At 40.7% G+C, this 23,002-nt stretch carries 21 protein-coding genes and 1 pseudogene; 12 read left to right on the forward strand and 10 right to left on the reverse strand.

Translation table 11 applies throughout. From position 1 onward, the window contains the following. Window positions 1-14 precede the first annotated feature (14 nt). Both htpG and ACY3LV_RS02200 read right to left on the reverse strand, forming a co-directional pair. Window positions 15-1,895 (reverse strand): molecular chaperone HtpG, encoded by a 1,881-nt coding sequence (htpG, locus tag ACY3LV_RS02195; RefSeq protein WP_464863318.1) that lies wholly within the window; start codon window positions 1,893-1,895, stop codon window positions 15-17. Between the two features lie 183 nt (window positions 1,896-2,078). Then, window positions 2,079-2,330, reverse strand: coding sequence for a hypothetical protein (locus tag ACY3LV_RS02200; protein ID WP_333562160.1), 252 nt, complete (start codon window positions 2,328-2,330; stop codon window positions 2,079-2,081). A gap of 115 nt (window positions 2,331-2,445) precedes the next feature. Between ACY3LV_RS02200 and ACY3LV_RS02205 the strand changes: the two genes are divergently transcribed. The 5 genes from ACY3LV_RS02205 (at window position 2,446) to ACY3LV_RS02225 (ending at window position 8,180) form a co-directional block, all read left to right on the forward strand. Further along, complete coding sequence (locus tag ACY3LV_RS02205; RefSeq protein WP_333562161.1) at window positions 2,446-3,267, forward strand: SDR family oxidoreductase; 822 nt, start codon at window positions 2,446-2,448, stop codon at window positions 3,265-3,267. A gap of 355 nt (window positions 3,268-3,622) precedes the next feature. Further along, window positions 3,623-3,853: a Blp family class II bacteriocin gene (locus ACY3LV_RS02210; protein ID WP_333562162.1), complete on the forward strand. Its 231-nt coding sequence runs from the start codon at window positions 3,623-3,625 to the stop codon at window positions 3,851-3,853. A gap of 39 nt (window positions 3,854-3,892) precedes the next feature. Beyond that, complete coding sequence (locus ACY3LV_RS02215; protein ID WP_268393451.1) at window positions 3,893-4,141, forward strand: class IIb bacteriocin, lactobin A/cerein 7B family; 249 nt, start codon at window positions 3,893-3,895, stop codon at window positions 4,139-4,141. Window positions 4,142-4,515: 374 nt separating this feature from the next. Next, complete coding sequence (locus tag ACY3LV_RS02220; protein WP_333562163.1) at window positions 4,516-6,708, forward strand: peptide cleavage/export ABC transporter; 2,193 nt, start codon at window positions 4,516-4,518, stop codon at window positions 6,706-6,708. A 2-nt stretch (window positions 6,709-6,710) separates the two neighbouring features. Further along, entirely contained in the window at window positions 6,711-8,180 is a 1,470-nt protein-coding gene (locus tag ACY3LV_RS02225) for an HlyD family efflux transporter periplasmic adaptor subunit (RefSeq protein WP_333562164.1), read from the forward strand. Between the two features lie 322 nt (window positions 8,181-8,502). Here the strand turns inward: ACY3LV_RS02225 and ACY3LV_RS02230 are convergent, their stop codons facing one another. Beyond that, window positions 8,503-9,645, reverse strand: coding sequence for a TetR/AcrR family transcriptional regulator (locus ACY3LV_RS02230; RefSeq protein WP_464863319.1), 1,143 nt, complete (start codon window positions 9,643-9,645; stop codon window positions 8,503-8,505). Between the two features lie 142 nt (window positions 9,646-9,787). On the opposite strand from ACY3LV_RS02230, the gene ACY3LV_RS02235 reads away from it, so the two are divergent. Together ACY3LV_RS02235 and ACY3LV_RS02240 are read left to right on the forward strand one after the other, a co-directional pair. Beyond that, entirely contained in the window at window positions 9,788-11,125 is a 1,338-nt protein-coding gene (locus ACY3LV_RS02235) for an aldehyde dehydrogenase family protein (protein WP_333562166.1), read from the forward strand. 205 nt (window positions 11,126-11,330) lie between these two features. After that, the gene (locus tag ACY3LV_RS02240; protein WP_148963237.1) at window positions 11,331-11,798 is read left to right on the forward strand and encodes an RDD family protein; all 468 of its coding nucleotides are present in this window, start codon (window positions 11,331-11,333) and stop codon (window positions 11,796-11,798) included. A gap of 71 nt (window positions 11,799-11,869) precedes the next feature. Here the strand turns inward: ACY3LV_RS02240 and ACY3LV_RS02245 are convergent, their stop codons facing one another. Continuing rightward, the gene (locus ACY3LV_RS02245) at window positions 11,870-12,316 is read right to left on the reverse strand and encodes a DUF5391 family protein (protein WP_464863320.1); all 447 of its coding nucleotides are present in this window, start codon (window positions 12,314-12,316) and stop codon (window positions 11,870-11,872) included. 250 nt (window positions 12,317-12,566) lie between these two features. On the opposite strand from ACY3LV_RS02245, the gene ACY3LV_RS02250 reads away from it, so the two are divergent. Continuing rightward, a complete protein-coding gene (locus ACY3LV_RS02250; RefSeq protein WP_148963236.1) occupies window positions 12,567-13,022 on the forward strand; it encodes an RDD family protein in 456 nt (151 codons plus the stop codon). 29 nt (window positions 13,023-13,051) lie between these two features. Here ACY3LV_RS02250 and ACY3LV_RS02255 read toward each other — a convergent pair whose 3' ends face one another. From ACY3LV_RS02255 to yxaF, 3 genes are all read right to left on the reverse strand, one after another. Then, window positions 13,052-14,260: a DUF418 domain-containing protein gene (locus ACY3LV_RS02255; RefSeq protein WP_464863321.1), complete on the reverse strand. Its 1,209-nt coding sequence runs from the start codon at window positions 14,258-14,260 to the stop codon at window positions 13,052-13,054. A 107-nt stretch (window positions 14,261-14,367) separates the two neighbouring features. Then, the gene (gene qdoI, locus ACY3LV_RS02260) at window positions 14,368-15,381 is read right to left on the reverse strand and encodes a quercetin 2,3-dioxygenase (protein WP_464863322.1); all 1,014 of its coding nucleotides are present in this window, start codon (window positions 15,379-15,381) and stop codon (window positions 14,368-14,370) included. A 92-nt stretch (window positions 15,382-15,473) separates the two neighbouring features. After that, window positions 15,474-16,049 (reverse strand): transcriptional regulator YxaF, encoded by a 576-nt coding sequence (gene yxaF / locus ACY3LV_RS02265; protein ID WP_289348873.1) that lies wholly within the window; start codon window positions 16,047-16,049, stop codon window positions 15,474-15,476. A gap of 130 nt (window positions 16,050-16,179) precedes the next feature. Here yxaF and ACY3LV_RS02270 point away from each other — a divergent pair, with 130 nt between their 5' ends. Further along, complete coding sequence (locus tag ACY3LV_RS02270) at window positions 16,180-17,169, forward strand: SDR family oxidoreductase (protein ID WP_464863323.1); 990 nt, start codon at window positions 16,180-16,182, stop codon at window positions 17,167-17,169. Window positions 17,170-17,209: 40 nt separating this feature from the next. On the opposite strand, the gene ACY3LV_RS02275 is transcribed toward ACY3LV_RS02270, so the two are convergent. After that, on the reverse strand, window positions 17,210-17,707 hold the full coding sequence (locus ACY3LV_RS02275; RefSeq protein ID WP_464863324.1) for a DUF1433 domain-containing protein: 498 nt from the start codon (window positions 17,705-17,707) through the stop codon (window positions 17,210-17,212). A 3-nt stretch (window positions 17,708-17,710) separates the two neighbouring features. Then, window positions 17,711-18,211: a DUF1433 domain-containing protein gene (locus tag ACY3LV_RS02280; RefSeq protein WP_148963231.1), complete on the reverse strand. Its 501-nt coding sequence runs from the start codon at window positions 18,209-18,211 to the stop codon at window positions 17,711-17,713. Window positions 18,212-18,270: 59 nt separating this feature from the next. Here ACY3LV_RS02280 and ACY3LV_RS02285 point away from each other — a divergent pair, with 59 nt between their 5' ends. The 3 genes from ACY3LV_RS02285 (at window position 18,271) to ACY3LV_RS02295 (ending at window position 21,879) form a co-directional block, all read left to right on the forward strand. Beyond that, entirely contained in the window at window positions 18,271-19,734 is a 1,464-nt protein-coding gene (locus ACY3LV_RS02285; RefSeq protein WP_333562171.1) for a lipase, read from the forward strand. Window positions 19,735-19,749: 15 nt separating this feature from the next. Next, entirely contained in the window at window positions 19,750-20,160 is a 411-nt protein-coding gene (locus ACY3LV_RS02290) for a hypothetical protein (protein WP_464863325.1), read from the forward strand. A 141-nt stretch (window positions 20,161-20,301) separates the two neighbouring features. After that, on the forward strand, window positions 20,302-21,879 hold the full coding sequence (locus tag ACY3LV_RS02295; RefSeq protein WP_464863326.1) for a Na+/H+ antiporter: 1,578 nt from the start codon (window positions 20,302-20,304) through the stop codon (window positions 21,877-21,879). 37 nt (window positions 21,880-21,916) lie between these two features. Here the strand turns inward: ACY3LV_RS02295 and ACY3LV_RS02300 are convergent. Beyond that, window positions 21,917-22,947, reverse strand: a pseudogene (locus ACY3LV_RS02300) (polysaccharide pyruvyl transferase family protein). Window positions 22,948-23,002: the final 55 nt, after the last annotated feature.

The following is a 23,002-nucleotide window of genomic DNA, read 5'->3' on the forward strand; positions in this document are numbered from 1 at the left end:
GATTCCTTTCTCTGTTACACCATAACCTTGCAAATATTGTTCGTAAATTCCACAGGGTCCTGAATCGGCAGGCCTTCGATGAGAAGCGCCTGATTGTACAGGAGATTTGTGTACAGGCTCAGCTTCTCTTTATCTTGTTCAAATGCGTCCTGCAGTGTTTGGAATACCTCATGATTCGGGTTGATTTCCAGCACTTTTTCCGCCTGTACATTTTGGCTGTCCGGCATCGCGTTTAAGATTTTTTCCATCTCAATCGTGACTTCGCCGTCAGCAGCAAGGCAGACCGGATGTGATTTGAGTCGTTTTGAGATTTTGACGTTTTTTACTTTATCTGACAAAATGTTTTTCATTTCCTCAAACAGATCTTTGTACTTGCTTTCCTCTTCCTCTGACTGCTTTTGATCCTCATCCGTGTCTATGCCAAGATCCCCGCTTGATACGGATTTAAATTCTTTTTCCTGATAAGATGTCAGCATTTTAATCGCAAACTCATCGATGTCCTCTGTGAAGTAGAGAATTTCATAGCCTTTGTCCGCTACCATTTCCGTTTGCGGCAGTTTCTCAATGCGATCGTAAGAATCACCTGTCGCGTAATAAATGTATTTCTGCTCCTCAGGCATTCTCGATACGTACTCGTCTAAGCTGACCAGTTTTTTCTCTTTCGAAGAGTAGAATAATAAAAGATCCTTCAATTGATCCTTATTCGCGCCAAAATCATTGTACACGCCAAATTTCAGCTGTCTGCCGAATGAGTTGTAGAACGTCTCGTACTTCTCACGGTCTTTTTTGAGCAGGCTTTGCAGCTCGCTTTTGATTTTTTTGCTGATGTTTTTCGCAATCAGCTTCAGCTGACGGTCATGCTGCAGCATTTCCCTGGAAATGTTCAGTGACAGATCCTCAGAATCGACCATCCCCTTCACGAAGCTGAAGTGGTCCGGAAGCAGGTCCGCGCATTTGTTCATGATCAGAACGCCATTGGAATACAGCTCCAAGCCTTTCTCATATTCCTTGGAATAATAGTCAAACGGCATGTTTTCAGGAATAAATAGAATCGCGTTGTAGCGAACGGCGCCATCCACACTGATATGAACATGTGTGAGCGGTTTATCAAATCCGTAATGCTTTTCAGCATAGAACTTTTCATAGTCCTCATCTGTCAGCTCGCTTTTGTTTTTTCTCCAGATCGGCACCATGCTGTTGACTGTCTGCTCTTCCTGCACCTCTTCGAATTCATTTTCGCTGTCTTCCTTCGGCTTATTAATGGTTGTATCCATTTTGATCGGGTAGCGAATGAAGTCGGAGTACTTTTTGATGATCGCTTTTAAACGATATTCCTCTAAAAACTCGTCATAGCTGTCATCTTCTGTGTTCTCTTTGATTGTCAGAATAATGTCTGTACCGACAGCATCCTTTTCACACGGCTCAATCGTATAGCCATCTGCGCCCGCAGACTCCCATTTATACGCCTCTTCGCTGCCGAGCGCCTTACTGATGACCGTCACGACATCGGCAACCATAAACGCCGCGTAAAATCCGACACCGAATTGGCCGATGATGTCATGGCCGTCTTTCTGCTCGTTTTCCTTTTTAAACGCAAGGGAACCGCTTTTTGCAATTGTTCCGAGATGCTGCTCAAGCTCATCCTTTGTCATCCCGATTCCCGTATCAGAGATCGTTAACGTTCTCGTGCTTTTGTCAGCTGTGACCTTTATGTAGTAACTGTCTTTATCAAACGTAAGCGCATCGTCTGTCAGCGCTTTGTAGTAAATTTTGTCAATCGCATCACTCGAATTGGAGATTAACTCACGCAGAAAAATTTCTTTTTGGGTATAAATGGAGTTAATCATCATATCCAGCAGGCGTTTGGACTCTGCTTTAAATTCTTTTTTAGCCATTCTAGATCGCTCCTTTTTGATTTGTTGTTATGTTATGTAAACACTTTTCAGCATCTATTTATCACATACGGTGACAATTGTCAACTAGATTGATAGATGCATATATATGTAAATTTAACATTAGTTGGGTTCGTTTTCACTATTTTTTCTACATCATCTAATAAAAAAAGAGGGTTAAACATCTCACCCTCTCTTTTTTTCCGCATCATTCCAGCGGCCAAACTCCCGCTTCATCCATATATGCACCGGATAGAAAAACAAACCGAACGGTATCAGAAACAATAGATTATGCCATGAAGCATTCAGAAACGCGCTTGCTGTCACCGGAAACGTAATCTCCTGCAAGATAAAAGAGATGACAGTCAGCACAACAAACGCCGATGGAATCGTGATAAAGCAATAAAACTTGAGTTCCTTCTTATGCTGTATCTTCAAACACACAAACCTCCCAACAATTTCCCAATCCATCTTAACATATGTTGGCAGTTCTTTTCCTGCATGTTTATCACTGCATAGAGCGGGAAGACAAATAGAAAAAGGAGGTCTCGTCATGGGAAGACTTGAAAACAAAACCGCAGTGATCACAGGTGCCGCGACAGGCATTGGACAAGCGACGGCAGAGGTTTTTGCCAATGAAGGCGCGCGTGTGATAATTGGAGACATCAATACAGATCAAATGAAAGAAACAGTTGAAGCAATCAGACAAAACGGAGGACAGGCGGATGCCATACACCTTGATGTGTCGAATGAAAATAGTGTGAAAGCATTTGCTGATCAAATGAAGGAGACGTGCGGAACGATAGATATTCTGTTTAATAACGCCGGCGTTGATCAGGAGGGCGGAAAGGTGCACGAATATCCCGTTGACCTGTTTGACCGCATTATCGCCGTAGACCTGCGCGGCACGTTTCTTTGCAGCAAATACTTGATTCCGCTCATGCTCGAAAACGGAGGCTCCATCATCAACACCTCCTCCATGTCAGGCCGGGCCGCGGACCTCGACCGCTCCGGCTACAACGCCGCAAAAGGCGGAATCACCAACCTGACAAGAGCGATGGCGATAGATTACGCAAGAGACGGCATCCGCGTCAATTCCATCTCACCGGGAACGATCGAAACGCCGCTGATTGACAAATTAGCAGGCACCAAAGAACAGGAACTGGGCGAAAAATTTCGCAAAGCCAACAAATGGGTCACGCCGCTCGGACGCCTCGGCCAGCCGAAGGAAATGGCGACGGTGGCGCTGTTCCTCGCTTCAGACGACAGCTCATACGTCACAGGAGAAGACATCACCGCAGACGGCGGCATCATGGCGTACACATGGCCTGGGAAGATGCTGATTGATGAGAAGTGGAAGGAAGAAACGAAATAAGAGAGGGGATGTCCCTCTCTTTTTTATATGTTTACTTTAATAATCTTAGACACTTCTTATTTAATATAGGTAAATAAAATTGTACAGATAATCAGGAAAAAACATAGTGAGTTTATGTAAGATTAACTACTTTATAATAATTGAGCAACCTGAAAAATCCAAACTAAACTTAACCCTAAATATTTATTAAAGATGAAATCTCGAGAACTTCCCGGAGGGTATTTAAGTCTATAAAAATAGACGAAAGCAGTTATATAAGATCATAAAATCGAAATAAAATGTTGATTTTTGTATATATTTTCTATATAATCTTTTTTGCGACGTCGATATATTTTTTAAAGGGAGGTTTTTAAAAATGTCTGCCATGAAAGATCTAAATACAAACTTTATTGCTTTACATGAAAAAGAACTGATGAATATTGATGGAGGTAAGTACTCGGCTAAAGGTTATGCTAAAACGTTATTAACAGGTACTGCCTTCTCGGCCGGATCAGGTGCTGTAATTGCTGGCCCTGCAGGTGCATTTGTAGGCGCTCATTTTGGAGCAATCGGAAGCTCAGTAAAATATTTGATTACTGGGGATTGATAAAGTATACATATTAACATAATATAGGAGGGTATATCGTTGCAAAACTTAAATTGTTTAGAACTAAATGAACAAGAATTACTACAAATAGACGGTGGGGGCTGGAAAACAGTAGCACGTGATGCAGTAGGTGGTGCTGTAGGAGGTGCTATTACAGGAGCAGGTAAAGGACTTATTCGCGGCATGGTAGGTGCTCCTGTATCCGGAGGTTCTAGTATAGTTGGCGGTATGATTGTTGGGGGGGCCATTGGTGCAGGCTATGGCGTCTACAAATCAATTCGTCATTAATTAAAATGTAGTAAATTATCTCTCTTCTTCGAAGAGGGATAATTTGATTTAAGTAATAATGAGATGGGTGAATACTTTGAAGAAAATGACTAAAAAAGATTTCAAACTAAATTTACTTGGATGGGGATTGCCATTCTTTTTCATTTTTTGTGGTATGAATTATAAAGAATTTTATTTCTACTTTAGAAACTATGATTACCTAGGGGCATGTATGGACTTGTCAGTAATAGCAATTTTGTGTTTTATAGGAACATATTTTTATACACTTCTTGAGGCAAAACTAAATCAACGAAAAAGCAAATGAACTTTTACATACGATAATATAATTTTTCATTAAAAAAATTTTACTTTAGGTTTAATTATTGGAGAAAAAAATGCTATTTAAAAAGTACCATTGTGTAAAACAACTTGATGAAAAAGATTGTGGAGCAGCCTGTTTAGCTACAATTTTAAGACATTATGGATCCAGAATGTCTTTGTCAAAAATTCGTGACATTGCTGGCACAAATCAAGAGGGAACAAGTGCCTTAGGTATAGTTAGAGCTGCAGAAAAATTGGGATTTTCTGCGAAAGGGGTCAGGGGAGACCATACAGTTTTAGATCAACCCTTTGGGCTACCTGCTATTGCTCATGTCATTCTTGATGATAATTTAATGCATTACGTTGTTATTCATAAGATCAAAAAAAACAAAATTATTATAGCGGATCCTGGAAGAGGATTAGTAAGGTATACAAAAGAAGAGTTTTTAAACATATGGACTGGGGTATTACTGTTAATGCTCCCTGCAGAAAATTATAAGGAATATAATGAGCGCAGTACAGTAAAGCAAGATATTTTTCGTTTGATAGCACATCAAAAGTCACTTATACTCCATACAATTTTAACTTCATTAATTATAACAATCCTCGGTATTACGGGGGCTTTTTATTTTCAGTACATAATTGACGATATTTTGCCAAACAATTCAGGAGGAACTTTACACATTGTTTCTATAGGAATGCTGATAATGTTTTTGTTTAAAGTGATTTTAACTGCATTCAGGCAATATCTCATGATTATTTTAGGACAAAAATTGAGTATATCAATTATGTTTGGGTACTTTAAACATGTAGTAAAACTCCCTATGAAATTTTTCAATACCAGAAAAGTAGGGGAAATTATTTCGCGATTCAATGATGCTACGAAAGTAATTGATGCAATTGCAAGTATTTCTATTTCTGTATTTCTTGATACATTCATGCTTTTATTAGCTGGAGTATTTTTATTTTTACAAAATACGACTCTATTCTTTGTTGTTTTAGCAATAGTCCCTGTATATATATTTGTGGTTCTTTCATTTGTAAAGCCATATCATAGGATAAATGATGAAGAAATGGAGAATAATGCACAACTAACTTCAACAATTGTTGATTATCTAGAGGGCATGGAAACAATTAAAGCACATAATGCCGAATATAAAGTAGCTACTGATACAGAAAAAAAATTAGTAAAATATTTACGATCAGCATATAAACATGGGGTTCTTGATAACTTCCAAAATTCTATAAAAGTTTTTATTGATTTAACAAGCGGCATTGTTATCCTTTGGATAGGATCAATTCAAGTGATGAGAGGCAACCTTTCAATCGGACAACTTATTGCTTATAATGCATTACTAGTTTACTTTTTTGATCCTTTGCAAAGTTTACTTAGTTTACAATCTAAACTCCAATCAGCTACTGTTGCTTCAAAAAGACTAGAAGAAGTTCTAGAGATAGAGCCAGAACTAACAAGCACAGAGAATGACAGAACTAAAATAACTAACACTGAATTAATAAAAGGGCCTGTTCAATTCAATAAAGTCAGTTTTCAATACGATTTAAAAAGAAAAATATTAAACGAGGTTACTTTAAATATAAAATCTGGAGAAAAGGTTGCTTTTGTAGGAGAAAGTGGATCAGGAAAATCTACTTTAGCCAAACTTTTAATGAATTTTTATAAGGTAGAAAATGGGGATATTTTAATTAACGAAAATAACCTAAAAGATATAAGTATAACTGCTTTAAGGGAAACAATTAGTTATATACCACAAGAACCTTATTTTTTCAATGGAACAATTATTGAGAATTTATTATTAGGATCTTCAAAGTCTTATACTTTTGAAGAAGTAATAACAATTTGTAAATTAACAATGATTCATGACTTTATCAATGATTTACCTTTCCGCTACGAGACAGTCATTGAAGAAAACGGATCGAATTTGTCTGGAGGCCAAAAACAAAGACTTGCAATTGCACGGGCATTACTAAGAAAACCTTCAATTTTAATAATGGATGAATCGACAAGTAACTTAGACTCGTTATCAGAATTAGAAATTTCTAAAGTTATTAACAACCTCTCTAAAGATATCACTGCTATAATAATTGCTCACAGATTAAGTATAGTAAAAAACTGTGACAAAATTTTTGTTATTGAAAACGGAGAAGTCTTAGAACAAGGCAGTCATGAGGAGTTAATACACTTAAAAGGTAAATATTTTAATCTGTGGGATAATCAAACGTCATCTGAAAAGTTGGTGACTCATTAGTCATGAAATATAACTTTTTTAATTTAGAAGAATTACAAGAAAGCAGAGAACTGTATGAATTTCAACCAAAACCAATTGGTCTTATCTTTGTCTATTTACTCATAGCCTTATTAATAGCAGTTATTATTTTTAGTTTTTACGGAAAAAAAGAAGTGATTCTAAAAACAACTGCCGACATTCAATATACTAAGCCTAACAGCAACGTAACAAACGAAGTAGCCGGTAAAGTAAAAACTGTTGCTTTTAAACAAGTTGACAAGGTAAAAAAGGGAGATACGCTGCTCACCCTAGACAATAGTGAAATCCAAGCGCAGAAAAAGGCCGCTAAAGCTACTATCAAAGATTTAAAAGAACAAGTTGAGTTAAACAAAACTCTTAAAAAGAGTATTGAAAAGGACAAAAACTTATTCAGCGAGGATGATCATTGGGGTTATCAAGATCAATATCTCTCTTATAAAAAACAAATTAATTTGTTAGAGTCATCAGAAGAAAATGCAAAAACTCAACAGAAAAAACTTGAGAAGCAGAAAAAAAACGTTAAAAGTAGTCTAGATAAGACAAAAAACAAGTTTAAATTAAAGATTCAAAGAATTTCTGACCTGCAAGACTCAATTAAAAACAATAAGCCCTTTGCCAAACAGGACGATAAGTATAGTTCTTACTATAATAGTTATCGAACCAATAAACAAAATGTAGAGCAGCAGCTAGATGATTTAGACAAGATGAAAGATGAACTGGATAAAAACACTTTTTCACAGCAGAAAGAAAATCTGAGCGGACAGCTTGATAGTTTAAAACAAGATATGTTAGTCAAACTAAGTGAAGAAAAAGACGAATTAAATCAATCCCTTGATGAGATTAATAGTTCAATTGAAAGTGATGATTTTGACAGTGATTCCACTAACTCAGAGCAAACAAATTATGAGCTTTCTATTGAACAGCTCAAAACAAACTTGCTAAATCAGACATCTCAAAAGCAAATAGATCTTCAGACCACTCTTAAATCAAAAGAGGATGATCTAAAGATGATAGATTTACAATTAGAAAAATATAAAATAACAGCAACAAGTGATGGCTATGTTAATGTATTAACAAATATATCTCCAGGAGACAATTTACAAACAGGCACTGCTATTTTGACTATTATCCCTGATAAAGAGAAGCTTAAAGCTAATATTTACATCCCGAGTCATGAGATCACAAATATTAATGAAAAAGATGAAGTTAGATTCCATATTGAAAATACGAATCAAACCATTAAAGGTGTCATTACAAATATAAGTCCGGACAGTATCAGTGATCAAAAAGGGCAAAAATTTTATATTGCTGAAAGCACCATAGCAAACAACGAAATTGTTAAAGATAACGGAGTAAAAATACACTTAAAAAACGGAATGCAGACTAATGTCTCAATTATCGTTGATTCAAAAAGGTATATTGATTATTTTTTAGATGTATTGCACTTACGTTAATTTCATGTAGAGAAATGTTCATATATGTCTCAAAAGCGGAAGAGAATCTGCTTTGAGGCATTTTATTTTTTATAAGAAAAGTATAGGACGTATAGAATCATGTATCAACACAAACTATTATTTTTACTCTTTTCATTTTCTTCAATCGTTCGCCTGCTCTTCAATACGATTTTAGTCCCAACTGGAAGCTGGAAGTCTTGGACGGTAAATATTACTTTTATTCTTTTGGCTCTTCTATTTCTCAATCTCACTTTAAAAGAAAGAAAATCAAAAGACCAAGTATCTTAATAACACAAAGCCCGGGTCAAGTCTCCGGGCCACTTCAAAGCAAGACAACCTTATACTTCTTCACATCCAAAAACTGCAAAAACTCCCTCGCCAGCACTTCCGGCGCATGCGTCTTCCCTTCATCCAGCCGATACAAAATCAGCCCGATAATCATCGCGGATACATAATAGGCATAAAGCTTTTTCTCCGCATGAATCTCAGTCTGCTGATGCAGATAAAATGATTCCAGCGCTTTAAACATATCAGGTATCACATGAGGAACACCCCATTCCCGATTGAGAAAATGCACAATGGGCATGTTTGATAAAGCAGAAAGCAGACTGGCGAGCGTCTCCTCCGCATCCTCTAAAGAAAGCTCATTCGGACTTGGGGCAATCGTCAGGTGATCTATGATCTCCGCACATGATTGCTGAATCATGGTTTGCAGCAATTCCTCTTTACTGGCATAGTGATCATAAAAGGTTGCGCGGCGGATATTGCTTTTACGGGTAATATCCGAAATCGTAATGGCCGCGTAGTCTTGTTTCTCCGCCAATACGTCCAACAAAGCCTTCTGCAGCGCCTCTCTCGTTCGAACCACACGCCTGTCGATTTGCTTGTCCTCCTGCCGCTCCCCTGACGCAGCCTGTCCAAACAGCCAATAAAACCTCTTTTGAGAAACTAGCTCCCATACCTTTTGGCTGATGGCTTCCGGAGAAGCCGAGGCATCCTCATTCAGCCAATACAGGATAATCGCGTACGTGTACAAAGCCCGGTAATGTCCGTAGATTTCCCGTTCGATCGGCGTCAAGTTCACATGGATTGGAGCCAGCAGGACATCCTGCTGAAACACATCCTTAAAAAAACGATGAACATTTTCTCTGTTCATCATCGTACCAAAAAAGGATCGATGCTCGTGAACAAAGGACAGAGTCGGATGCACCGTTTGCCGTTTTTTGTTCAAATGGAGGGTATCCATATGCCTGAAGGCCTCATAGAGCGCTTTGCCCAGCCCCTCCTTCATGTCTTCAATCACATCCTCAATAATTGAAAACTTGTCTTCATAATAAAGGTAGAGCGTCCCGCGGCTCACTTTGGCATTCTCAGCAATTTCTTTCATAGTGATATGTTGAATATCCCTTTCTTCCAATAAGGCCAGCAGCGCCTGTTTCACTTGAGCTTCAGCAGATTCCGGCACAAAAGACACCCCCAATCATTAGACAGATGTTCGATATATGTACGGTAACGTATAGATGGTTCACCGTTGTCTTTCTTACAGAAAAGGTACCACTTTATAATAGGTCTGAGAAAAGAAGAAAGCAAATGAGGGGGATTTTACAATGGAACAGCAAGTAAAAGACGACATTCAGCGTGTCTTTCAGCTTCAGAAAAAACAGCAAAAAGCACTGCGCGCTTCAACAGCGGAACAGCGCATAGAGAAGCTTCAGCGCTTTTTAGATTCCGTCATTGCCCATGAAGAAGAAATCATCGAAGCGATTCGCAAAGACGTCCGCAAACCATATCACGAGGTCAAAAGAGCGGAAATCGAAGGAACGAAAAAAGCGATCAGAGATAATATGAACAACCTGGAACAATGGATGGCGCCTAAAGAAGTCGGTTCATCTTTAAGCCCTGACGCAAACGGAATTCTTATGTACGAGCCTAAAGGCGTAACGCTCATCCTCGGTCCGTGGAACTATCCGTTTATGCTGACGATGGCGCCGCTTGCCGCTTCTCTCGCAGCCGGAAACAGCGCGATTGTGAAGCTGTCTGATTTTACGATGAACACAAGCAACATTGCCGCAAAAGTGATTCGAGACGCTTTTAACGAAAAAGAAGTCGCGATTTTTGAAGGAGAGGTTGAGGTGGCAACCGAGCTTCTAGATCAGCCGTTTGACCACATTTTCTTCACTGGAAGCACAAATGTCGGAAAAATCGTCATGACAGCAGCGGCCAAACACTTGGCATCTGTCACACTTGAGCTTGGCGGCAAGAGCCCAACGATCATTGACAGTGAATACGATCTCACGGACGCAGCGAAAAAGATCGCCGTTGGGAAATTCGTAAACGCCGGCCAAACCTGCATCGCACCTGATTATCTGTTCATTAAAAAAGACGTTCAGGACAGGTTCGCGGGGATTTTACAAACAATCGTCAACGCAGGATTTATGGAGGATGATTACAACCCAGACCGCAGCAAATTTACGCAGATCGTCAATGACCGCAACTTCAACCGCGTCAAAGACCTGTTCGACGACGCCATCGAAAAAGGGGCGGAAGTCGTATTCGGAGGCGTGTTTGATGCCAGCGACCGCACGATCTCGCCAACCGTTTTGAAAAACGTCACACCCGACATGAAAATCATGCAGGAGGAAATCTTCGCACCGATCCTGCCGATGATGAACTATGAAGACATCGACGAGGTCATCGATTACGTAAATGATCGTGATAAACCGCTTGCGCTTTATGTATTCAGCCACAACCAAGACCTGATTGACAACGTCCTTCAGCATACGACATCAGGTAATGCAGCCATCAATGATGTTGTCGTCCATTTCAGTGACGTCAACCTGCCATTCGGCGGTGTCAACACAAGCGGAATCGGCTCCTATCATGGCGTATATGGATTTAAAGAGTTTTCTCACGAAAAAGGTGTATTGATTCAAGCCTCTAAATAATCTAGTGAAGAGAATCTGCATTATCCTGCCGATTCTCTTTTTTATCACCCTATTAACCTAAGTACAAAAAGGAAAATAGAAGAAATAAATAGTAACAAAATACTGTTTTTGATACGAGACCAAATTCCTCTAGTATATCTCATTGAAACCGCACAGCCTCTCACGTATAATATCCCAGAAAACTTCAAAGGAGAGAATTTTATACATGGAAAAACCAGCTGGATTTTGGATTCGGGCAGTTGCCTCTATTATTGATGATTTGATTATCTATTTTTTTGCTTTTATTATGATTTTCATTAACACCTTCATTGTCCTGCCTCTCATTGATGCAGGAAGCCCTTATATGACAGAAGGAGAATATAAATTTTATGTGCTGGTATTCGGAACAATCCCTGTTATAGCCATCATCTATATCTTCGGCATTCTTTATTATAGCTTGCTGACTTCTTCAAAAATGCAAGCAACACTGGGCAAAAAACTCATGGGCATCATCGTTGTCAATCAGTATGGCGAGCGGCTTTCTTTTTGGCACAGCTTTGGCCGTTTCTTCGCTTACATACCATCAGGCATTTTGTATATCGGTTACATTATGGCGGCTTTCCCCTCTAAACTGGCATTACACGATTATATTTGCGGGACAAAGGTTATCTATAAAAGTAAAAATCTCGATTGATTGCTCCCAACACAGGCTGCCGAGTTACCCTCGCCAGCCTGAATGTCTAATTTGTGACCGCTACGGCATATTCACTCTACTCGTTTAGACAACGATGCAATGTTGTTCGCGGCGATTTTTTTAGATCCTGAATGAAAAGCAGCCACAAACCAAATGATGTTGACAGCAGCCGCGGCGAGACAAACGACAATCACAAAGACCACCTCAGAAAGCAGCTGGTCACTGAACAAACCAAACATCAAGATAAAACCGGCCGAAGAGAAATGAATCAGCAGCCCAAAACCGCAAAGCACCGCCATTACATGCCTCATCGCATCAACTCCAAGCATGTAAATGACAAAAGGAATGAAATACATCACAAGGATCATACCGATAGCTGACCACATGCCGACTGAGTTAAATTGATTGGCCGCCCCTCCCGTTCCAGCCAGCGGCGAAAGTGAAGCAGCGGCAATCACGGCACAAAAAAGAAACGCAGAAATGATTGTTGCGATCGCCACCCTGTTTTTTCTAGACATCAAACCCCTCCCTGAAATGAAAATATTTACATATATCATTATAATGTAATCTAAATGAGAAATTCATTATATTTTAAAGAAAATGACAGAATGCAGAATCGCTTAAATGTAGTAGATTTATATAGTAAAAACACAGTGATAAAAGACTCATTTTTCAGGCATGTCAGGATTTTATCACCATATCATATTGCGCATATTATTTTTTCAAAGTATACTATTCCAGATTCATTCAAAGGAGAGAGAAAAAGACATGGAAAAACCAGCAGGATTTTGGATTCGTTTTTTAGCTTATTTTATTGATGGCATTATTGTATCTGTTCCTAGTTATATTATTCTATTTATTATCAATAGTGTGTTTATAGCTGGATCTGTGGCAACAGACCCTTACATGACAGAAGAGGAGTATCTCGTGAAATACATGACGTTCGCATTTTTGCCTACCATGCTGATCATGCTCGTCATCTGTGTGTTATATTACGGTCTGCTCACAGCTTCTAAAATGCAGGGCACACTCGGCAAAAAAATTCTTGGCCTGAAAGTGGTCAATGAACAAGGCGATCGGGTTTCTATCGGACAGGCAATCGGCCGTTACTTTGCATACATCTTATCTGGAATTATCTTTTATATTGGCTTTATCATGATCGGCTTCGGAGAGAAAAAAGGTCTGCATGACATCATTTGCAAAACACGTGTCGTGTATAAATAATAGAAGAAAGTCTAGACACCAATAGGCGTCTAGACTTTTGTTTTCTTTACCATAGGCTGCCACGCCAGATACGTAGCGCTCCTCCACAGCCACTCAAACGGCCCCATCCGGAATACCCGAAGCCAAAGGTGGCTGAAGACCATCTGAACGGCACAAACAGCAATCGTAATGAGCACGCCGGCAGCAGGATACACTTTCCCGTACAGCCCCAAGCCGTAATGATAGAATATCCACGTACACACGAAAGACTGCATCAGATAATTGGTAAACGCCATCCGTCCAACAGCGGAGAATGATTGCAGCACTGTTTTCACTCTTGTTTTATGATAAAGATAAACAACCGTTGTAACATAAAAAAACATGAGGAAAGGCGCGCCAACCAGCAAAAATACTTGCCGATCCGTTACACGGTACAGCACTTGGGCGCTGATGCCGATGACAAGCCCAGCCATCCACACTCTTTTCAAGCCTTTGCGATGCTTTCCGGGTTCATGCAAATATCGTGACTTCGCCGCCGCAGCCCCCAGCAAAAACATGCTGAAATAAGGAATGGATGCAAAGAAGAAGCTGATCGGGTTATACGTAAGCATGCCATTCGAAGACATGTAAACAAGACGATCATGGACCCGCTGTTCCGCAATCTCCTTCAAACTGCCGCTTCCGTACGCATGGAGCGCTTGCTGTGCCTGCTGAGTTACTGCTTGAGTCCATTCCTGTCCGTTTGCTTGATAAAAGCTTGTCAAAATGAACGGTATGGTAAACAAAAGATACAAAGAGACCGCCCATATCAACAGTGTTTTCGGCTTTGCTTTTCGAAATAAGAGCAGAACAAAACCGAGCATGGCGTATTCCGTTAAAATGTCCCCGTCCCAAATCAAAAAGGCGTGAATGGTTCCAATCAAGAGAAGCGCCGCTAACCTTCTCGCATAGAGCGGAACAAACCGTTTCCCTTTGCTTACTGCCCTCTCCATCATAACAACCATGCCGAATCCAAATAAAAAGGAAAACAATAAAATACATTTTGTTTGAATGAAAAATGTCAGTATTTCTGTTACTACAAAATCAGCTTCAGACCATTTTTCTGTAAAAAAGTTCTCTTTTCCAAGCATAGACAAATACATATCCGGATAACTGAAATGGGCCAGATTGACAAATAAGATGCCGAAAATCGCCATTCCCCTTAGCACATCAAGCACGCCGATCCGTTCATTTGCCAAAGTCGGCTGTAATGAAGCCATATCTATCACGCTCCTTTTTTCTGTACCTTAAGGGTATGAAAAAAAGGAACGCAGAAACATCGATTTAGGTGTCAAACAGGCATGGAAACCTTACAATCTTGTCATTTTTATGGTTTCATGACCTTTAAATCTAATGCTTCGATATTTTGCAAAACGCGGTCAAAGCGCAGCGCCTGAGGCTCACTTGGAAAGATGTGGCCTTCATACGGCTCACCTAACGTCCGGAAAAACGGTTCAAATAAGCCTGGAACCAATACGCCCACCATCTTTGTATAATGGGAATCCAGACGATAGGAATGAACGGTATTCGCAGGAACATGCAGAAAATCTCCAGGGTTCAGCTGAATTTCCTGTCCATTTGCCCACATCGTCATCTGCCCTTCTAGGCAATAAAATGTTTCTGTATGATGTTCATGGTAGTGATCAACGATCGGATCGCCTTTAGGGCCATCCGATGATACGACGATAAACTGGCCGTCTGTATTTTTTTGTGCGGCCACAATGCGGTGAAGCTGATCTCCCGTCAACAAGCGGTCGCCTTCACCAGACTCAAGCACGTATGGAACAGCTCCATCGGGAAGCTCTGTAAGTTCCGCTAACTTTGCCGCACCGGAAGGCTTTTCTTCATCAAGAAATGTAATGTCCGCCACAGTCGCCGCTTCTGCAAATCGCTCGTTTGACACCTCTTCGCTTGCGTACGGCGGATGTTCAGCGTAATCATATGGATTCCCAATAACGGAATACATGTGCGCTACATTTCCCTTCATCGTGTAAGACACCAGTCGCGTTCTGTGGCTCTGCATCCGGTAGCTGTGCGGTGTTCCGGCCGGAATGTTCGCATAATCGCCTGATATTAATAAATAATGTTCTCCATCAAGCGTCAGCTCAAGCTTTCCGTCCAAAACGAGAATCCCTTCATGTGTATCCTTGTGGACGTGAAGCGGAAAGGCATCTCCTTTTCCCCCGGAAAGCAGCACGATCTCAAACAGATCGCCTGTACTCTTCCCATTCGCCATCACCGTGGCGACTTGTCTTCCGAACAAATAGCGCTCACCTTCTCCGCTGCGGAGCAAATAAGGCATTTTTTCTTTAGGCAATGAATGTTCACATAATGTTTTCATATATCGTTTCCTCCAATTTAGACCAGTCTATATATTAAAATATACATCACTAGACCGTTCTATACAATTTTAGGAGAAAGGATAACAAAATGCTACCCTTTTTTTCTCACCAGCACTGGAATTTGTTCGGCAATGAGAAGAAGAGGCGTTTTGACTTTATTCGTTAACGAAAGCATGATGCCGCCCTCGATCATCGAATTGATTAGCATTCCAAGCTGATTCGCTTCTTCTTCTGCAAATCCGTTTTCCATTAGTTTTCTGGCAAAAACCGCTTCCCAGCTTTTAAACACCTTCATGCAAACCGTCCGCAGCGGTTCACTGATTAACGCTGTCTCACTCGCCAGCAAACCGACTGGAAGGCCTTGAATGCTTTCTGTATTGTCAAACTGGCTGGCTGTTTTTTTGATAAATCGCTGAATCGCTTCTATTGGATCAGAGAATTCATCCATGCTTTGCTGTATCAGATGTTCAATCAGTTTTCCTGTATATGTAACCGCTTCAACTGCTAATTCTTCTTTGCCGTTCGGGAAAAAGTGATAAAGCGATCCCTTAGGAGCACCGCTTTCTTTCACAATCTGGTTCAAACCCGTCGCGTGATATCCTTGAAGCTGGAACAGACGTGACGCCGTGTGAAGAATTTTTTCACGTGAATCTCCTCTGCTAGTCATTAAAACATTCCCTCCTAGGTATGGTAGAGCGACTTATATAATATAAAAAAGAACCCTGTGATTGTCAAAAAGGGGTAAGGACCTCCCGGATGGGGTAAATGTAGAAAAACAGCGTCTAGGAGGGATCTCAATGACAAACGATGATTCACTCACGAATATGGAAAAGCTTGAACAACAGAACCCGGGCACGAAAAAGAAGCTCAGATTGAAACAACTCAAGGATCAAGTGATCGTGATTACCGGCGCCTCAAGCGGAATCGGACTTGTCACTGCGCGAATGGCAGCTGAAAAAGGCGCGAAGGTTGTGGCAGGAGCGCGAAATGAAGAGGCTTTGAAGGATCTTACTGAAGAATTAAAGGAAAAAGGGCATGACGCGATATGGGTGAAGGCGGATGTCAGCAAAGAAGAAGACATCAACCGCATCGCAGAAACCGCGATCAGCACATTCGGCCGCTTTGACACAAACTTCTGGGGACCTGTCTACGGAACAAGAGCGGCCGTCAAACACTACACCAGCAGAGGCGTGCCGGGCGCACTCATCAATGTAGGAAGCCTGTTCGGCGACAGGGGAACGGTCATTCAATCCGCATATGCGTCAGCCAAATTTGCGCTTCACGGATGGACGGAAAGCATCCGAATGGAGCTCGAAAAAGAACAGGCACCCGTCTCGGTTACGCTCATCCATCCAGGCAGAATTGACACGCCCTACAACGAGCATGCTCACAGCTACCTCGACAAACAGCCGGCTCATTACCGCTCGATGATCTACCCGCCGGAAGCGGTCGCCGAAGCCATCCTGTTTGCCGCCGAACACCCGAAGCGCGACATGTACATCGGCTCACAGGCAAAAACCATCGCCATGCTGGGCGCTCTTTTCCCCCGGCTGACCGACAAACTGATGGAAAAAATCATGTACCACAGCCAGCATGCCGAAAGACCGTCCAAACCACGTGAAGAAAGCGCGCTTTATCATGCCGACTACGGCATGCATGACAGGGGGACAAATAAAGAATGGCTGCGGTCCAGAAGCTATTACACGAAAGCTACGAAGCGCCCGATTGTATCTGCGGCTGTTGTTGCCGGACTGGTGACTTGGGGAATGGCGAAGAGGAGGAAGTAAACCGATCACTAAAATAAACAGGCAAAACGCCTGTTTATTTTCACTCTCCTATATCTCTTAAATACTGTTCACGCTCTTTTTTATCGGGGTAAGCGGTTTTGATGTATTCTTCTTTTTCTTTCTTGCTGTATTGGCTCCAGTCTGTAAAACGGTCTCCCACTTCTTGAGAATATCCTTTTGAGTCTACTTCATTCGATTTATAATATAAAGAGGCATCAAATGAGAACTTTTCCGGCTCATTATTGATGTAACCAGTAACTTCAATCATTCCCATTGGACTTATTGTAACCTTCTGATCAAACTTAATATCTTTTATAAAGTGGTGTATGTCTTCTTTCTTTAGTTCTTCTTTTATTTTTGGTTTCATTTTTTCGACATATGCTTCAGCTTTTTCTTGGTCACTTTTTTCTTTATTAGTTATGTACTTTTTACCTTTAGAAGTGTCTGACGTTTTTTTGATTTCATAAATGAAACCAACCATTACGATTAACAAGACGCTAACAAAAGCTAATAGTTTAAATGGCGCTTGTTTTTTCATAGATTATTTTATTTCCCCTATGTCTTTTAAATATTGTTCTCGTTCTTCTTTCGATAAACTATTTAAAAAGTCTTCTTTGACCTCTTTATCAAAATCATCCCAGTTTTCAAATCGGTCCGCTAAGTCTTTATCATAACCTATGGAATCTACTTTATCAGTTCCATATCTCAAAGAGACATCGAATGAGAACTTTTCCGGGTTGTTGTTTACGTACCCTGATAGTTCGATCATTCCCATTGGACTGATTGAGACATCCTTATCGAATGTTATATCATTAACAAAATGATGGATATCATCTTTTTTCAATTTTTCCTTTATTTTCGGTTTCATTTTTTCAGCGTATTCTTCTGCCTTTTGTTGTTCATTTTGTTCATTTTTTTCATTTGTGTTCACGCTATGATCCCCTCCAGATTTATCTGATGATTGATTATGATTAAAGTAAACAATTCCTATTAAAAAAACTATAATCATACCAACAAAAAGTGTTTTTTTGGAAAACGACATGGTTTTTCACCCTTTTTTATTTTATTATACTAGATATGTAAAGATTAGGAGTGTTGTGATTGTCTAAATACAGTTCAAAAAAATTAACCGCTGAAGATTTCAACCTTATTTCAAATAATGCTTATAAAATAGAAAAATACCATGTTGGAGAGACTATTGAAGTTAGTAATGGAGAAAGATTATACGTTATCGATTATAAAAAAACAGAAAAGGGCCTTAACGCCCTCACACTTGTTACTAGAGAGGATTATCGTAATTCCCTTGAAGGCAAACACCCTGAAAAAATCCAAAACGCCATCATCGCCTACCGCGGATCAGAACCCATCGGCTCCGGCCAATTACAAGACACAATAAAGCCATATCGTGAAGAGCGGGAACAGCTTATTAAAGAATTAGAGAAAAAGGGAATCAACATTCCTAAAGATGAAGATGGTTCTTTCTATGACTACGCACAAGGGGTTCCTGAATATTCAAATGAGATTTTACAGGATTGGCTCCATATGGATACCAGTTATTTGGTTGGCAAAAAACCATTTGATGACGGGACGGAGAACCAAGCCATTCAGGCAGATCAATATGCAAAAAAAATACATAAAGACTTTAAAAATGCTGACATTCAAGTCACCGGTCACTCTTTAGGCGGTTCTAATGCATGCTATGCAGTCGTAATGAATGACTTTATCAAACGCGGCGTTACTTTCGAAAATCCTAACATATATGAAAACCTGCCTGAGGATGTCAAAGCCCGAGCGTTAAAAGGGGATTTCCGCAGCCGTTTAACAGAATATATTAATTTAAATGATGGATTATCTTTGTTGAATCGGGATGCTGCTGAAATAGGTAATGTGAAAGTGATGTATGACGAGGCTTTGCCGAACGGTGTACAAAATAATCGCCTTCCTGATGCAGTAAAGATGTTGGGCCTTGCATTTAAACGTTACAACAATCAATCTCTTGATGTATCACTATTTGTCGAAGCCTTGATGGGAAGTCACAATCTGGACCGATATCACTTCAATTCAGATGGCTCTGTCCAAACTGTTGATGATGTGTTAAAAAACAATCCTGACTTTGCATTAACGATGCTTAAGCAAATGAAATCAACCAATGTGAAAGCCAATACAGGTGTTTCAATCCTCATTAAGTCGCATGTATTGATGAATACAAGCACGCAGTTAAAACATATCGCTGAATCGGAATGGTCTAGGATTATTCGCCAGATTGAAAGAATTGATGACAAAGTAAAGGATTCTATTGAGGATGTCAGGAACATGCATGCACGAATGGTTGGTTTTGGCGCATATGATGAATTAGCCATTTCTGATGTCGATGATCTGATCAATAAACTTAAAATGAACAAACCGCATCACCTTTTTTACTCAAAAGAAAAATATGATCAGGCAGTAGATGCCGCGCTTCATTTACAGCACTTGCTTCAGATGGTTGCAGATGACCTTGGACATATGGGGCACGCTTACCATGATGCAGATCTGGCCGCAGCAAGCCGGATGGGGATTTCATAAGGGAGAGAAAGAGACATGGATTTTATGAATAAAAAACCTACAGATGCAGACCGTTTTAGGCAAAGAGTGACAAGCCAGCATTCAACCACTTCACTTTTTTCAAATGCCCATCTTGATACTTCTGAAATGACACCAGAACAATTGGCGGCGTACAAAGCGAAGAAAAGACAAGAACAAAAATTGGCACTGATGAATTCAATCAAAAAACAACTAAGCTATGCTTTTCAGGAAGACCGCAAAAACCTGTCTTCAATCCTTGATCACATCACAGATAACGAGCAGGCAGTTAAGACAAAGCGGGACATTCTCGACCATCATATGTCAGGAAAAGCGATTGACAGTGTCACGGATAAAATGAAGGATCATCTATCTTTTGATAACGTTCATTCTCATGTATCGAGTGTAGTCAATTCCATTGGCTTATAGAATAAAAAACCAAAAGCCGGCAAATTGCCTGCTTTTTTGCTTTTCCGCAGATTGGCAAAGGATTGTTTTACATATGATATGATTACCAATGACAAAATGAGGGTAATTTTTTAGTTACACAATTCATAAAAGGAGGTTCTAATGGAACACTTAGATTTGCATCATATTTTCGAACTAGGTTTTTTGTTGGTCATGATTGCAGCCGGTATTACCGCGATTGCCAAGAAGTGCAGACAGCCTTATCCGATCGCACTCGTGATTGTCGGCACGATCATTGGACTTGTACATATTCCGCTCTTCGAACCGCTGAAAGATTTTATCACTGAGGGCGAAGTCTTTAACTTCGTCATCATTACGCTGTTCTTGCCGGCTTTATTAGGAGAAGCGGCGCTGAAGCTGCCCTTTTCCCATTTGCGAGAAAATAAGCGTCCCGTTCTGGCGCTGGCCTTCGGCGGCACGCTCATCTCGTTTCTGATCGTCGGCTTTTCTTCCATGTGGCTGATGCATTTAGCCATTCCGGCGGCGTTTGTGTTTGCCGCGCTGATGAGTGCGACAGACCCAGTCAGTGTGCTGTCCATTTTCAAAAGCGTCGGTGCGCCGAAAAAGCTTTCGATTGTCGTTGAAGGAGAAAGCCTGTTCAATGACGGGCTGGCGGTAGTGCTGTTCAACATTTCCGCCTTTTACTTAGTGACTTATTTAGATCTCGGCATCCAAGGCGCCGGTTTAGGCTTGTGGGAGTTTGTCAAAGTCATTTCCCTCGGCCTCATTATCGGAGGCGCTCTAGGATTTGTCTTTTCCCAGCTCACAAAGTATTTTGATGATTACCCTTTAGAAATTATTTTTAGTATCATTCTGTTTTACAGTTCATTTCTATTGGCAGAAATGGCAGGTGCCTCCGGCGTAATCGCTGTCGTAGTCGCCGCGCTTATTTTCGGCAATTACGGCGCCAAAATCGGCATGAGCCCGACGACCAAGCTGAATATCAATAACTTTTGGGACGTCGCCGCCTTGCTCGCAAACTCCCTTGTCTTTTTAATGGTCGGACTTGAGATCACGAGAATTGACCTGACTGACAAATGGGGGTTGGCGATTATGGCCATTGTCATTGTGCTCATCGCCCGAAGTGCCGCCGTCTATATCAGTCTGGCCTTTATCAAGAAATTCCCGGCTACATGGAAGCATACCATCAATTGGGGCGGGCTGAAGGGCTCTCTGTCCATTGCACTCGTGCTGAGCCTGCCAAGAGACTTCCCGGGGCGTGAAGACATTCTGATTTTCGCCTTCAGTGTCGTTTTGTTCTCTCTTGTTGTTCAGGGGCTCACCATTAAGCCGCTTCTGGAACGGTTAGGCGTGAATCAAAAGGAAGAGGGCAATCAGGAATATGAAGAATTGCTTGCAAAAGGACACCGGCTAGAAACCGCTATTCAAGAAGTCCAGCAAGTCAAACACAATTTGCTGATACACGAAGCTGTCTCCAGTGAACTGACAGACCAGTACAAAGAAGAAGTCAGCCAGCTGCATCAACAAACAAACCAATTATTTGAAACATACCCGGAACTCAAAAACAAACAGCAAACCATCTTGAAAAAACATTCGTTATACGCCCAGTACCAAGCGATCGAGAACTTATCAAAGGAAGATATCATCTCAAACGAAGTGGCTGAGAAAGAGCAAGCGCGGATCATTGATGAAATCGTTTCTTTGGAAAACGATCATTAACACAAAAAAGCAGACTGTCATCAGTCTGCTTTTTCTTTTATGATTTAAAAAAATCAACCAGCGGCTGAAAATCCTTGGATAAATCAACTTCATTCGGTTCTGCTTGAAGCAGGCGGTCAATCATGCGCTCCAGCTCTTTTCTATCATGTTGATCTGTGTATTCAATGAAGTTTAAGCTTTCGAGCCAATCCCGGTACGAATGTTTAGCTTTGCCGTAACTGTTTCCAAAGACAAGGCAAGGTGTTTTGGTGATAATCGAGAAAATCATCGCGTGAAGCCGGTCGGTGATCACCAATTTACTGGAACCGATGCGGTCAAGCATCTCCATAAAATGTTTTTCACGATCGGCGTAATCAATGGTGTCTACCGTGTCCAGCACCGTATCGGTACGTTCCGTATAGGTTGTTTTTCTGCCCACTTTCTCATCTGTGAAATAAAATCTTCGTCGGTCACTTTCTCCTTATCCGCTCTTAAAATAAAGAGAACGCCGTCCCGCTCAAGCTCTTTCGGCACAATATCCAAGGAGAGCACCATATCCGGTGTAAAAATCACATTGGAATTGAAGGTCTCTTTCACAACATCCAGCGTCTGTGTCTCACGAGCGGCAATCGTTAAGTTAGAATTTTGATGGTACGCGTCCTGTGTTTTTTTCTTTTCTTTATTTCCATCCTCTGTGTCTTCAAAATAAACGGATTGCGGCAGAGAAATCGATTTATAGTCCTTAAACGCCAAGAAAACCTTCCTTCTATCTTCCTCAATATCGAGATAAAGGTTTCCTAAATTTCCTCCGCCGGTAAAGCAGACAATATCGTCTTCACGAATAATTTCCTTCACCAGTTCAATGCCCTCATCCGTCGCATAATCCATAATTTCAATATATTCATAATACGGAAAATGATTTTTGATAAATTTCTCTTCCGCATACGCAATCGCTTGGTCTCCAATGTTTGTGTAACTCGGGGAACCAAACAAAAATACTTTTCGTTTATCATTTAACAGGGCATCTGGCTCGACATTTGGCGCAATGCCTTTTACGAGTTTTTTGCCTTTGATTTCTTGTAGTGTCATGTCGTCGTCCTCCTTCTAGGATGAATGCCTTATTGTGTGGTTAACTGTCTCTACC

This window comes from Bacillus sp. 11C (assembly GCF_055486375.1).